General features: G+C 60.8%; 17 protein-coding genes and 1 pseudogene. 11 read left to right on the top strand and 7 right to left on the bottom strand.

From position 1 onward, the window contains the following. Positions 1 to 85 precede the first annotated feature (85 nt). The 10 genes and pseudogenes from BS630_RS17375 (at position 86) to BS630_RS17330 (ending at position 7,190) form a co-directional block, all read left to right on the top strand. The gene (locus BS630_RS17375; RefSeq protein ID WP_026265288.1) at positions 86 to 454 is read left to right on the top strand and encodes a hypothetical protein; all 369 of its coding nucleotides are present in this window, start codon (positions 86 to 88) and stop codon (positions 452 to 454) included. A 179-nt stretch (positions 455 to 633) separates the two neighbouring features. Further along, complete coding sequence (locus tag BS630_RS17370) at positions 634 to 1,599, top strand: aliphatic sulfonate ABC transporter substrate-binding protein (RefSeq protein ID WP_077978384.1); 966 nt, start codon at positions 634 to 636, stop codon at positions 1,597 to 1,599. A 356-nt stretch (positions 1,600 to 1,955) separates the two neighbouring features. Then, the gene (ssuD, locus tag BS630_RS17365; RefSeq protein ID WP_077978383.1) at positions 1,956 to 3,146 is read left to right on the top strand and encodes an FMNH2-dependent alkanesulfonate monooxygenase; all 1,191 of its coding nucleotides are present in this window, start codon (positions 1,956 to 1,958) and stop codon (positions 3,144 to 3,146) included. Positions 3,147 to 3,223: 77 nt separating this feature from the next. Then, complete coding sequence (locus BS630_RS17360) at positions 3,224 to 4,060, top strand: ABC transporter permease subunit (RefSeq protein WP_077978382.1); 837 nt, start codon at positions 3,224 to 3,226, stop codon at positions 4,058 to 4,060. 10 nt (positions 4,061 to 4,070) lie between these two features. After that, positions 4,071 to 4,898, top strand: a complete 828-nt coding sequence (locus BS630_RS17355; protein WP_077978381.1) for an ABC transporter ATP-binding protein — start codon at positions 4,071 to 4,073, stop codon at positions 4,896 to 4,898. A 232-nt stretch (positions 4,899 to 5,130) separates the two neighbouring features. Next, positions 5,131 to 5,451: pseudogene (locus BS630_RS17350) on the top strand (ArsR/SmtB family transcription factor); the annotation flags it as partial. Then, on the top strand, positions 5,451 to 5,861 hold the full coding sequence (locus BS630_RS17345; protein WP_077979210.1) for an SRPBCC family protein: 411 nt from the start codon (positions 5,451 to 5,453) through the stop codon (positions 5,859 to 5,861). The pseudogene BS630_RS17350 and the gene BS630_RS17345, both read left to right, overlap by 1 nt. Positions 5,862 to 5,918: 57 nt before the next feature. Next, a complete protein-coding gene (locus BS630_RS17340; protein WP_003560044.1) occupies positions 5,919 to 6,140 on the top strand; it encodes a hypothetical protein in 222 nt (73 codons plus the stop codon). Positions 6,141 to 6,151: 11 nt separating this feature from the next. Then, the gene (locus BS630_RS17335) at positions 6,152 to 6,622 is read left to right on the top strand and encodes a DUF1801 domain-containing protein (RefSeq protein ID WP_077978380.1); all 471 of its coding nucleotides are present in this window, start codon (positions 6,152 to 6,154) and stop codon (positions 6,620 to 6,622) included. Between the two features lie 100 nt (positions 6,623 to 6,722). Continuing rightward, entirely contained in the window at positions 6,723 to 7,190 is a 468-nt protein-coding gene (locus BS630_RS17330; protein ID WP_077978379.1) for a DUF1801 domain-containing protein, read from the top strand. Positions 7,191 to 7,268: 78 nt separating this feature from the next. Here BS630_RS17330 and BS630_RS17325 read toward each other — a convergent pair whose 3' ends face one another. The 4 genes from BS630_RS17325 to BS630_RS17310 form a co-directional block, all read right to left on the bottom strand. Continuing rightward, positions 7,269 to 7,745, bottom strand: a complete 477-nt coding sequence (locus BS630_RS17325; protein ID WP_077978378.1) for an SRPBCC family protein — start codon at positions 7,743 to 7,745, stop codon at positions 7,269 to 7,271. Then, positions 7,742 to 8,083, bottom strand: a complete 342-nt coding sequence (locus BS630_RS17320) for an ArsR/SmtB family transcription factor (protein ID WP_017960774.1) — start codon at positions 8,081 to 8,083, stop codon at positions 7,742 to 7,744. Before BS630_RS17320 ends, BS630_RS17325 begins: the two co-directional genes overlap by 4 nt. Continuing rightward, on the bottom strand, positions 8,080 to 8,766 hold the full coding sequence (locus BS630_RS17315) for a glutathione S-transferase family protein (RefSeq protein WP_077978377.1): 687 nt from the start codon (positions 8,764 to 8,766) through the stop codon (positions 8,080 to 8,082). The genes BS630_RS17320 and BS630_RS17315 overlap by 4 nt, the downstream gene beginning before the upstream one ends. 128 nt (positions 8,767 to 8,894) lie before the next feature. Further along, positions 8,895 to 9,713, bottom strand: coding sequence for a class I SAM-dependent DNA methyltransferase (locus BS630_RS17310; RefSeq protein WP_077978376.1), 819 nt, complete (start codon positions 9,711 to 9,713; stop codon positions 8,895 to 8,897). Positions 9,714 to 9,845: 132 nt separating this feature from the next. Between BS630_RS17310 and BS630_RS17305 the strand changes: the two genes are divergently transcribed. Then, the gene (locus BS630_RS17305) at positions 9,846 to 10,571 is read left to right on the top strand and encodes a DUF2270 domain-containing protein (RefSeq protein ID WP_077978375.1); all 726 of its coding nucleotides are present in this window, start codon (positions 9,846 to 9,848) and stop codon (positions 10,569 to 10,571) included. A gap of 60 nt (positions 10,572 to 10,631) precedes the next feature. On the opposite strand, the gene BS630_RS17300 is transcribed toward BS630_RS17305, so the two are convergent. The 3 genes from BS630_RS17300 to BS630_RS17290 all read right to left on the bottom strand — a co-directional run bounded on the left by BS630_RS17300 (position 10,632) and on the right by BS630_RS17290 (position 12,753). Beyond that, positions 10,632 to 10,898, bottom strand: coding sequence for an usg protein (locus BS630_RS17300; RefSeq protein ID WP_003540344.1), 267 nt, complete (start codon positions 10,896 to 10,898; stop codon positions 10,632 to 10,634). Positions 10,899 to 11,119: 221 nt separating this feature from the next. Further along, complete coding sequence (locus tag BS630_RS17295; protein ID WP_025394854.1) at positions 11,120 to 11,950, bottom strand: ABC transporter permease; 831 nt, start codon at positions 11,948 to 11,950, stop codon at positions 11,120 to 11,122. Beyond that, positions 11,947 to 12,753, bottom strand: coding sequence for an ABC transporter permease (locus BS630_RS17290; RefSeq protein ID WP_025394853.1), 807 nt, complete (start codon positions 12,751 to 12,753; stop codon positions 11,947 to 11,949). Before BS630_RS17290 ends, BS630_RS17295 begins: the two co-directional genes overlap by 4 nt. Between the last annotated feature and the right edge of the window lie 66 nt (positions 12,754 to 12,819).

Below are 12,819 nucleotides of genomic sequence, written 5' to 3'. Positions count from 1 at the left end.
TTCGTTCCGATTGACCCAGATGAGGCTGGCCGCCGTTCAGCCGAGCCCTAGATCGGGAGAAGGCAAAATGTTTCCGGGAGGTGACATGACGGAAATTCCGACGATCGAGCCGCGGCGCAAAGGCCGCAGCGGAATGCAGGCGATGCTCATTCCATCGCAGCAGATGGTCGCAGAGCAGATTCGATCGGCACCGGAAGGTGTCATCACCGAAGTAGGCACTCTCCGTCGCCGTCTCGCGGCTCAATACGGGGCGGACGCCTGTTGTCCGGTGACCGTGCAGCGGCATTTGCGTGCGATCGCCGAGTTGTCATTCGGCGCGCTGGAGAAGGGCGAGCCGGTTTCGACAGTTACGCCCTATTGGCGCATGGTCGATCCCGCAAGCTTGCTTGCGAAGCGTCTTGCCGGCGGCCCCACCTTCATCCGTGAGCGCCTGGCCGCCGAAGGTCGGGAGTGAGGGACGCGCGAAAAAAATCCGCTTGAGGCCGATTTCCCGGCTGCAAAATTTCAGCAAAGGCCATATGTTGCAAATAAATTTGTCGATATAAATTATAGATTTCATCATCATGAAGCTCGTAACTGACAGGTCGTCCAGCCACGAGGGCAGGCCCGACACCGTTCAAGAAGGGGATAGTCATGATTTCACGTCGACAAACGCTCGGGCTTTTTGGAGCTGCTGCGGCCACGGCAATCCTGCCGGCAGTCAGAGCGGCACGGGCTGCCGCCAGCGAGTTCCGTATCGGCTGGCAGAAGAACGGCGTCTTGGCGCTCGCCAAGCGGCGTGGCGCACTTGAGAAGCGGCTTGCCGATCGCGGCATTACCGTCAGCTGGTCGGAATTCACCTCCGGTCCGCCGCTTCTCGAAGCGCTGGGTGCCGGGGCTCTGGATTTCGGTGCGACCGGCGATGTGCCGCCGCTCTTTGCCCAGGCGGCCGGCGGGCAGCTCTATTATGTCGGTCTCTACAAGGGCAGCCCGGCAGCGTCGGCCATCCTCGTGCGCAAGGATTCGCCCATCAAGACGCTTGAAGATCTCAAGGGCAAAAAGGTTGCCTTCAAGCGCGGCTCCAGCGCGCATAACGTAACCGTCAAGATTCTGCGCCAGGCGGGGTTGAAGCCCGAAGATGTCGAGCAGCTCGACCTTTCGCCGCCGGATGCCGCGGCCGCCTTTAAGAATGGCAGCATCGACGCCTGGTCGATCTGGGATCCCTATCTGGCGATTGCCGAAGCCGATCCGGAGACGCGTATCCTGACGACCGCCGAAGGCATCGTCGACTCCTACAGTTTCTTCCTCGCCAATCGCGATTTCACCGATGCCAACGGGCAGGTGGTCGTCGATGTGATCGATGAGCTTGCCAAGGTCGGCACGTCGGCTCAGAGCGATATCGACGAGACGGTGAAGGAGCTTTCCGAGATCACCGGCGTGCCGATTGACGTGACGCGCGTGACATTGACGCGAAAGGGTGCCGATCTCGGCAGCGTCTCGACCATCACCGATGCCGCCGCCGCCTATCAGCAGGCGCTCGCCGACGAGTTCCACGGGCTCGGCATCCTGCCGAAGAAGCTTACGACCGGCGATATCGTCTGGCGTCCCAAGGCAAGCTGATTTTCCGGCCGGGCCAAGATTTCCGCGAGGCGGCATGGAGAGGGCCCATGCCGCCGAACCGGAAAAATATTCCCCAAAACGGATTAGAATAGCAAATTGATATTGTCGATCTAATTGGTGGTCTATGTCACTATCCTCATGATCGAGCAGACACCGAAAGGTATCTACCTGCTGCCATCCGATCGACAGAATATTTCAGATGCTCGCACATAGAAAGACAGCCGGCCTTCTTGCCGCCTCCGCCGCCACTACGATCCTCCCAAGCATCTGTCCGGCGGCGCTATGCAAGGCAGACAGAGAGCCATCTCGACCAGCGAGTTGATTTTCGAATTCCGCAGCTAAAGGACCGTCTTCCAATGACCACCATCTCCCATACTGGCCAATCCGAGCCCATCAATTTCCTCTGGTTCATCCCGACATCGGGGGACGGCACCTATCTCGGCTCCGCCGATCTCAACCGCGCGCCCGAGATCGGCTATCTCACGCAGATCGCCCAGGCCGTCGACCGGCTCGGCTATTCCGGCGTGCTGCTGCCGACCGGGGTTGCCTGCGAAGAATCCTTCGTGACAGCGGCTGCCCTTGCCGCCAAGACCGAGAAGCTGCAGTTCCTGGTGGCGATCCGCCCGGGCACGGCGTCTCCTGCCTATTATGCGCGTCTGGCTACGACGCTCGACCGCATCTCCAACGGCCGCCTGCTGCTCAACATCGTCGTCGGCGGTAGCCCGGCGGAGCTTGCCGGAGATGGCATCCATCTCGAGCATGACGAGCGCTACGCCCATGCCGAAGAGTTCTTCACCGTGTTCGAGGAACTGCTGGAAAAGGGAACGGCAAGCTTCGACGGCAAATACATCAAGGCAACCAACGCGCGCCTCGGCTTTCCCTCGGTGCAGAACCCGCGTCCGCCGCTCTATTTCGGCGGCTCGTCGGATGCCGGCATCGACTTCTCCGTCGGACGCGTCGACAAATACCTGACCTGGGGCGAGCCGCCGGCACAGGTTGCCGAGAAGATCACCAAGGTGCGCAAGGCCGCCGGCGAGCGCGGCCGCGAGGTGAGCTTCGGCATCCGTCTGCACTTCATCGTGCGCGAAACCGACGAGGAGGCGTGGGAGGCGGCCGAGCGGCTGATCCGCCATCTCGACGACGAGACGATCCGCGAGGCGCAGGAGCGCTTTGTCCACGAGTCCGACTCGGTCGGCCAGAAGCGCATGGCCGCCCTTCACGGTGGCCGGCGCGACAAGCTCGAAGTCTCGCCGAACCTCTGGGCCGGCGTTGGCCTGGTGCGCGCCGGTGCGGGCACGGCGCTGGTCGGCTCGCCGAAGACGGTGGCCGCGCGCCTTCGCGAGTATCAGGAGATCGGCATCGATACGGTGATCGGCTCCGGCTATCCGCATCTCGAAGAGGCCTATCGCGTCGCCGAGCTGATTTTCCCCGAACTCGGCATTAGCCGCGAGCAGCAGCGCCTGGGCTTCAACAACGAGTTCGGCCGCAAGCAGGTCTTCGCAGGCGGAAGCCATGGCGGCAATCTGAAAGTCGTCTCCGGCTCCTGATCTCGAACAGAGCGTGACATGTCGCAAGCCGTTCAAGGCTTGCGGCATCCTGCTTTCGATAAGCGCGAGGATAATGCATGTCGACTTTCGATACTCCGTTCGTACGGTCTGTCGTTTCCGAAAAGGCCGGGAAGGCGGGTTTGCGCCTGCCGCTACCCGGCCTGGAGAAGCTGACGCCCTATCTGGTGCCGGTGGCGATCGTGGCGTTCTGGCAGCTTGCCTCCTCGGCCGGCTGGATCTCATCGCGGATCATGCCGTCGCCGGCCGATGTCGGCCTTGCCTTTTGGTCGACGATGGTTTCCGGCCAGTTGCCGAATGACGTGCTGGTGAGCGCCGGCCGCGCCTTTGCCGGTCTTCTCGTCGGCGGCTCGATCGGCTTCCTGCTCGGTATTGCCAATGGCGTATCGCGCATCTCCGAACAGCTGACGGATACGACGCTGCAGATGCTGCGCACCATCCCGCATCTGGCGATGATCCCTCTTGTCATCCTGTGGTTCGGGATCGGTGAGGAATCGAAGCTGTTTCTGACCTCGCTCGGCGTGCTCTTCCCGGTTTATCTCAACACCTATCACGGGGTGCGCAATGTCGATCGCGATCTGATCGAGATGGGCAAGGTCTATGGCATGGGCAACTGGACGCTTTTCCGCAAGGTGATCTTTCCAGGTGCGCTGCCGTCGATCTTCGTCGGCCTCAGATATGCGCTCGGCATCATGTGGCTGACGCTGATCGTATCGGAATCGATCGCCGCATCGTCAGGCATCGGCCACATGGCCAACAATGCCCGCGAATTCATGATGACCGACGTCGTCGTTCTCGCCCTCGTGATCTATGCCGTGCTCGGCAAGCTTGCCGATGTCATCGCCCGGGTGCTGGAGAGGCGGCTGCTTGCCTGGAACCCGGTCTATCAGAAATAGGAGAGACGCCATGACATCGATCGCACATGAGCGTTTTCACGCCGTCGCCGAAGAGCCAGCTTATGCGCGCGAAAACGCGCCGGCAGTGGGCCGTAGTGCGCCCGCGGCGATCAGCCTGACGGGGCTTGAAAAGAGTTTTGGGGCCAACCGCGTGCTGCGCGGCATCAACCTGCATATTCCGGCCGGCCAGTTCGTCGCCGTGATCGGCAAGAGCGGCTGCGGCAAGAGCACGCTGCTTCGCATCCTGATGGGCCTCGACGAGCCGACTGCCGGCGAGCTGCATTTCGAAGATGCCGACGGCGCGCCGGCGAGCCCGAACGCGCGTATCGTCTTTCAGGAGCCGCGGCTGCTGCCCTGGCTCAGTGTCGCAGACAATGTCGTGGTCGGGCTCGGCGACGGCATCGACAGCCGGGCGGCGGTAAAGGCGGCCGATGCCGTGCTTGCCGAAGTCCAGCTTGGCGAAAAGACCGGGGAATGGCCGGCGCGGCTTTCCGGCGGGCAACGGCAGCGCGTGGCGCTGGCGCGGGCGCTGGTCAGCCGGCCAGGCGTGCTGGCGCTCGACGAACCGCTCGGTGCCCTCGATGCGCTAACGCGGATCAGCATGCAGGAGCTCATCAACCGTGTCTGGCGCGAACTCGGCTTCACCGCAGTGCTCGTCACTCATGATGTCAGCGAGGCGGTGCATCTCGCCGATCGGGTCATCGTGCTCGATGAGGGGCGGATCGCACTCGATCTTCCCATTCCGTATCCGCGTCCGCGTCGGCACGGCCATCCTGGCCTCGCCGAGCTGGAAGGCCGGCTGCTTGCCGCGATTCTCGGCACCGACGGCGGCCATTGATCCCAAGTCTATTCGCGACGCTACATGACCTCGGCATAGGCGAGGCGTGTTCGCGCGAGCATGCATGTCTAATGGCGAAAATGTATAGCCGCTTGGGTATGTGAAATTCACTCACCTCTGCCACGCGCACTAGATGCAGCAATATTTTCTCGAGTTGTTTTACGTCCAGCTTGACTTACTCATATCTCCATGGCTATACGTTAATCCATAGCTAACGGGGTATGGATTGTAGATGTCGGACACCCAGGATGTGCTCTTCAGAACGCTCGCCGACCCGACCCGGAGGGCTCTTTTCGAACGGCTGTGCCGCGAAGGGGAGAAGACGGTCGGGGCTCTGACGGCTCGGGCCGGGGTCTCGCAACCGGTCGTCTCGAAACATCTCGGAATCCTGAAGCAGGCCGGATTGGTGCGTGATCGTCACGAAGGTCGCCAGACCCACTATAGTGCCCAGCTCGGTGCGCTGGCACCGCTGGTCGACTGGACAAGTGAGATGGCGGGCTTTTGGCAAAATCGGTTCGACCAGCTGGAAGATCTATTGAAAAGGATGGACCAATTACCGAAATTTCAAACGAAACCCGTTCCGTCATCGTCGAACGAGAGATCCCTTTTCCGCCGGAAAAGATCTGGCGCGCGCTCACGCAGCCGCATCTGATCGCTGACTGGCTGATGAAGAACGACTTCGTGCCGGTCGCGAATCACCGTTTCAAGCTGAGCGCGGATTGGGGCTCCGTCGATTGCCAGGTCCTGGAAGTCGAGCCGAACAAGACCCTGTCTTACACCTGGGCTGCCTATGATCTCGAAAGTGTCGTCACCTGGACTCTCACGCCCACGGGCGCGGGCACGCAGCTGCGCATGGAGCAGTCGGGCTTCCGGCCGGATCAGCGGCAGGCTTACGGGGGCGCCAAACGCGGTTGGCAGCAGTTCTTCGCAAAGCTGGAGCAGGTGCTGACGCGGATAGAGTGAGACCGTTGCCAAAACGGATCACGCCATCCGCTTCGCTTGTTTTCGCAGGAGGTTCCCTTGAACTGGAATAACTGGCTTCGGCAGATCCACCGTTGGCTGTCCATTGCCTTTACGCTGGCCGTCATAATTAATATCATCGCGATGGTGCAAGAGAAATCGTCCGTCTGGGTGGGCCTCATGGCGCTGCTGCCGCTGACCTTGCTGCTGCTCACCGGTCTCTACTTGTTCGCGCTGCCATATGCCACCAGGTGGCGCGGCGCAGGACGCAGCGGAGGGTAGGAGTGAAGGCAATGTCCGGGAAGACATCCAAGACCGCGGCAAAGGTCACGAAGAAGACAGTCGCCAAGCCTGATACCGCGGAGCCGGTCCTTCTCTCGGGCGGCAATCCTCAGATCGCCAAGGGTTACGGCGACGCTCCCGTGCAAGCCTACATCGCCGCCATGCCCGGCTGGAAAAGCGATGTCGGGCATCGCCTCGATGCGCTCATCACGCGCACGGTGCCCGGGGTGTATAAGGCCGTGAAATGGAACTCGCCCCTCTACGGCATCGAAGGGCAGGGCTGGTTCCTCGGTGTCCATTGCTTCGCGAAATATATCAAGGTTGCTTTCTTCCGCGGCACGTCGCTCAGCCCCATCCCGCCCGGCGAGTCCAAACAAAAGGAAGTGCGTTACTTCCACATCCATGAAGACGACCAACTCGACGAGGCTCAGTTCGCCGCCTGGGTCGAGCAGGCCAGCCAATTGCCCGGCGAACGAATGTGAGCGGAGACGAAGATTGAAAGAGTAGAGCATCCTTTGTGCGTCCGAAAGGACACACAGCGCTCTAGGCCATCAGCACCTAAGGGATGGAGGGGAGATATCGATGAAGAAAGTCACGGCAACCCTGAAGAAGAGCGACTCCAGCGAAGAGAAGGTGGGAGACTCTCCTTCTCGTTTAATCGATGCGAGAATCGAGGAGTTGAGCGATTGGCGCGGCGAGATGCTCGCCCGCGTCCGAACTCTCATCAGACAGGCCGAGCCCGACGTGGTCGAGGAATGGAAGTGGAGAGGCGTTCCGGTGTGGGAGCACGCCGGGATCATCTGCACTGGCGAGACCTACAAAAGCGTGGTGAAACTGACCTTCGCCAAAGGCGCCTCGCTGGAGGACCCTTCAGGCCTCTTCAACTCCAGCCTTGACGGCAATACCAGGCGCGCCATCGATTTTCGTGAGGGCGACGAGATTGACGAGGAGGCGTTGAAGGCGCTCATTCGCGGTGCTGTCGCACTCAACACCTCAAAGCGGACCGCCGCTCGTCCTGCCGGCTCGGGCAAGAAACCAAGCAGCGCTTGAGGCTTGGCTTATTTCGCCTGAAACGCGTCGCGTCAAACTTGATTCATGCGAGGCGATTTGGTTTTGCGTGACATGCGATCAGTGGATCGGGCTTTCCTCGCGCTCGAGGAAGAGTTGCAGATTGTCGAGGCCGATCTCGGTGCCCTGGAGGCGGGCGCCGTTGTCGGCGTAGCCGTCGAGGAAGACCACCTGTTCGGTGAAGACCATCCTGGTGCCGCCGGGTGCGGCTTCGAAGGCAACGGTTGTGAGCGACGCGGAGATGCGGCTTTCCCCAAGCTTCATCTCATAGGCATAGATGATGCGGGCATCGGGCACGATATCGATGTAATGGGCGTCATAGGCATGCAGGAGGCCGTCAGTATCGGCGACGTAGTTCCTTTCCGCGCCGCCGGGGCGGAAATCGAGCCCGTAGTCCAGCGGCACCCACTCGCCATGGCAGGCGAACCATTGCCGTTTGGATTCCGGTGTTGACCAGGCGCGGAAGGCGCGGGAAATCGGCGCCTTGAGATGGCGTTCGATGACGAGAGTGGCGTGTTCGGCGGATCGTGTCGTCATTCGGGGAGGGTCTCCGTTTCATTGGCGAGAAAGTGGTCCAGCCTGTCGAAAGTGGTCGTCCACTGGATCTTCCGCTGTTCCACCCAGCGCTCGACGGCGGCAAGCGCGTCCTGCTGCAAGCGGTAGGTTCGCACCCGGCCGGATTTTTCGGAGAACACGAGGCCGCTTTCCTCCAGCACCTGCAGATGTTTCATCACCGTCGGCAGGGCAACCGCGAGCGGCGCGGCTAGCTCGGTGACGGAGGCCGGGCCGCGGCCGAGACGATCGATCATGCCGCGGCGGCTGCGATCGGAAAGTGCATGGAACATGCGGTCGAGATCCGCCTGGCCGTCCATCATTCCGCCGCATCCCGGAAGCGGGCCGGCAGCCTGTCTTTGTAGGGATAGAACTTAAAGTAGGGGCGCGCCTCTTCCAGCGCCCGTGCAAAGGACGGGCGCGCCAGCAGCCGATCGTAATAGCCGCGAAGGTTCGGCTGCTTCGAAGAAAACGGAACCAGAGTCTCGGCATAGAACAGGGCGGGGGCGGCGGCGCAATCGGCCATGGTGAAGCCGTCGCCGGATATCCATTGCTTGTCAGCGAGCTGCTTTTCGACCATCGCATAAGCGGTCGTAAGTGTCGCCTTGGCGGCGGCCACCTCGATCTCGTCCGCTGCGCCGTCGGGGCGCCGGCAATTGCTGACGATGGTCTGCATCGGCGCTTGGACATAGTGGTCGAAAAAGCGGTCCCAGAGGCGAACCTGTAGCGCCCGGTCGACCTCCGGCGGCAGCAGGCGAAGGGGGCCGGGATAATATTGCTCGAGATATTCGATGATGATCGACGTCTCTGGAATGCTGCTGTCGCGCGCCTCGTCCCGCAGCAGCGGCATCTTGCCGATCGGCCAGAAGCGGAACAGATCGGCGCGCGAGCTTTCGTTGGAAAGATCGACTATACGATTTTCGAAGGGGGTACCGTTTTCATAAAGCGCGATCAGCACTTTATGGCAGAAGGAGGCGAGCGGATGCCCATAGAGCACGAGCGACATGCGGCGACCTTTCCTATCGTTGTGGTAAACTTTACCGATTGACTAACTATCAGGTCGTGGCGCATTTTGCAACAGATACTTCGCCAACCGGGCAAGTCTTCCGTCAGCCGATATATCAGGTGTTGGCGTCAGCCATTATACCGGGCGATCACCAAATGGCCTGGTGTCGGCTGGCCGTCTTCCATGCGCACGTTGATATCCGATATCTCGACGAGTTCGAAACCGGTGGCCGTCAGGCGTTCTCCGACATAGGCGTCGGCATGGGCGAAGCGCTGGTGTGGGCCGACCATATAGGCGCGGCCGGCGAGTATTTCCTCGGGCAGGGTTTCTGAGGAGAAGATGAACAGGCCTCCCGGCGTCAGGTTGTCGGCGGTGCCGAAGAACAGCGGTTCGAGCGCGCCGAGATAGGGCAGCACGTCGGTGGCGGCGATGATGTCGAAGGCTTCCTCGTCGTTGTCGTCGAGGAAATCCTCGACCTCGGCGACAAAGAGCGTCTCGTAGAGATCCTTCTCATGGGCGATCTCGACCATCTTCTCCGATATGTCGATGCCGGTCATATCAGCGCAGAGGTCGCGCAGCGCGCCGCCGGTGAGGCCCGTGCCGCAGCCGAGATCGAGCAGCCGCTTGAACGGTCCGAGCTTCAGCGCCTGCAGGCGCTGGCGCACCAGCATCGGCACGTGATAGCCGAGCTGCTCGACGAGCACATCCTCGAAAACCTCGGCATGCTGGTCGAACAAGGTCTCGACATAGGCGTCGGGCGCCTTGACCGGCGTTTCGCCGCGACCCATCGCGGCAATGCGCACGGCCGCACCGCCGTGATCGTCGGGATCGATCGCCAGGACTTCTTCATAGGCTGCAACGGCGGCGTCGACATCGCCGGCCTTTTCCAGCGCGAGCGCCCGGTTATAGGCCTCGCCAAGAGCTTCTTCGTCGATCTTCTTTGCCATCGCAGTCCATCGTCCTTTTGTTTCAGGCCGTCCTTTTGTTCCAGGCATGCGTCTAAGACGGCTTTCGATGTTTTGCAATGGCGCGATTGCGGGCGCAGAATGGCCGAAAACAAGACCAAGGGAGGAGAGGCCATGAAAACGGAGCCAGAGAGGACATCATCGGCGAGGGAAGGAGAGGCCGGCCGGGCATTACTGCTACCTGCGACACCAAACGAGGTCACCAACACGCTCAGCCATTATTACCGTGGTGAACTCGGGCGGATGACGAGCTGGCGCGACCGCATCGACCGGACGTCCAACTGGGCGATCACCGTGGTCGCAGCACTCCTCTCGGTGTCGCTGTCGACGCCGAATTCGCATCACGGGGTGCTGCTGTTCGGGGTGATGCTGGTGACACTGCTTCTGATGATCGAGGCGCGGCGCTACCGCTTCTTCGATATCTATCGCGCCCGCATTCGCCAGATCGAGCGCTGCTATTTCGCGCAAATCCTGGCGCCTGATGCCAATGCCGGCAGCGAATGGGCGGTTGTGGTCGCCAGCAGCCTGCGCAAGCCGCGCTTCCTGCTCAGCTATCAAGAGGCGATGCACCGCCGGCTCAAACGCAATTACGGCTGGATGTATTTCATCCTGTTGCTCGCCTGGTGCCTGAAGATCTCGACGCCGAAGCTGCAGACGGAGGGCATGCCGGCGCTGCAGGCGCAGTCATGGGACTATGTCATCGACAATGCGGTGCTCGGGCCGATTCCCGGCCTTGCGGTCATTGCCATCGTCGTCGCCTTCTATCTCGGCATGCTCGGTTTCGCGCTTCGCCGGGACCGCGACGAAGGCGAATTCGGCCATGGCGAGGCGCATGTCTGACGCGGTCAGAACATATCGCCCGAACCGTTCACACTTTTCGGCATCATGTTGCAGAGCCGATCAGTGCAGGATGAACTCGCCCTTCAGTGCCCGCCACTCGGTTGCCGAGATCAGTTTGCGGTGGATGTAGCGCACCGAATGCAGCGGCCCGTCCAGCTTCTCTTCCCAGAATTTTAGGAAACCGCGCATTTCGGGAAAATCAGGAGCGAGGTCGTAATCCTGCCAGACATAGGTCTGTAAGATCACCGGGTGGTCCGGCAGACGGTAGAGGATCTGGGCGGTCGTCAGACCATAGCCCTTCAATTGTTTTTCCATGTCCTTGTGCATCGTATTCCGCTTCTTCTTGTTCCCACTCGCGCGCTTATTAGCGCTACATGATATGGAAACATGCGAGTGGTTAACGGAAGCTTTACAGATACTTCGTAAAAGGACAATTTATTTTTAGTATCAATGTCTTGGCAGCATCGTCCCAAGAGTGCTGCCAAACGGGCTTTTGTTTGATGAATGCAGTTATCCCAAAGCCGCGACACAGTTTTGGGCGTCATGCATCAGCGCTTGAGGTGCCGGGTCAGGCGGCGCTCGAACCAGGCCCAGAGATGGCGTAAGGCCTCTACGATGGTGAGGTAGAAGATCGCCGCCCAGAGATAGGTCTGGTAGTCGAAAGTGCGGGAGAAGGCGTAGCGGGTTTCGCCCATCAGGTCTAGCACGGTGATGATGGCGACGACCGCCGAGCCCTTGATCAAAAGGATGATCTCGTTGCCGTAAGGGCGAAGTGCGACGATGAAGGCCTGCGGCAGGATGATCTTGCGGAAGGCGATGCTGTTATGGATGCCAAGTGCCGCGGCGGCTTCGCGCTGGCCGTGCGGCACGCTTTCGATCGCGCCGCGCAGGATTTCCGCCTGGTAGGCCGCGGTATTGATGGTCATGGCAAAAAGGCCGCAATACCAGGCTTCGCGGAAAAACCACCAGATACCGACGGCCTCAAGCTGCGGCCGGAATACGCCGAGGCCGTAATAGACCAGGAACAGCTGGGCAAGCAGCGGCGTGCCGCGGAAGAAATAGATGTAGCCGTAGGCCAGCGCGTTCAGCACGCGATTGTTTGACATTCGCGCCACGGCAAGCGGCAACGACAGGATGGCGCCGCAGATAACGGAAATGAAAACGAGGCTCAGCGTTATCCAGAGACCATGGAGGTAACGCGGTCCGTAGCGGATGAATTTTTCCGGATCCCAGCCATTGATGACGGAAATGACAAGAAGAGCCGCGAGCACGGCCCAGATGGCGACGAGAATATAGCCGGCCACGCGCGCCGGCGTCATCGGCTTCATCAACTCGCGGGGCGCTGGCTGCGGCGGGATCAGCGTTTCGGCGTAGCTCATCGACGGACCTCCGAACGTTTGGCCCAACGCTCGACATAGACGAGCAGAAAGGAGGAGAGGATGGCAAGCACCAGATAAAGACAGCAGGCCACACCATAAAAGAAGAAGGGCTCCTTTGTCACGCGCACGGCGACACTCGTCTGGCGCAGGATATCGGCGAGGCTGATGATCGAGACGTAGGAGGTGTCCTTCAGGAGCACCATCCAGAGGTTCGTCAGGCCCGGCAACGCGATGCGCACGAGCTGCGGCAGGATGATCAGGCGCAGCGTGCGGCCGCGATGCAGCCCAAGCGCGTCGCCCGCTTCATATTGACCCCTGGGAATGGCGTGGAAGGCCGAGAGCAACACTTCCGAACAGTAGGCGGAGAAGACGACCGAAAGCGCGATGACGCCGGCGAGAAAGGCGTTGATCTCGATCGGCGGCCCGTCATAACCGACGAAGGCAAGCAGAGACTGGATCAGCATCTGCATGCCGTAGTAAATGATGAAGAGCGTCAAAAGCTCCGGCAGGCCGCGGAAGATCGTCGTGTAGATGCCGGCCGCCAGCCGCAGCGACTTTTCCTCCGACTGCTGGCCGAGCGCCACCAGGAAGCCGATGGCGAGGCCGATCGGCAGGGTGACGATCGCCACCGAAACGGTGACCTGCAGGCCAAGCGCGATCTCGTCGCCCCAGCCGGTATCGCCACAGGCAAGGATCGTCGACTGACCGAACCAAGTGAAGATGCCAACGGGCCCGCACAGCGGATCGAAAATGTGCACAATCCAGCTCCAGAAGGAGCCCAGCGCGGAAAATAATCCGCCCATGCGAGAATTCCCCTCACGGCTTTTGCCGTTTTAATCTTGCTATCTTTGTCAAACAAAAATGGCGGA

The organism is Rhizobium laguerreae, assembly GCF_002008165.1.
Lineage (GTDB): Bacteria > Pseudomonadota > Alphaproteobacteria > Rhizobiales > Rhizobiaceae > Rhizobium > Rhizobium laguerreae.
The sequence above is the reverse complement of the archived record's forward strand: the minus strand, read 5'-3'. Positions and strand labels throughout refer to the sequence as shown.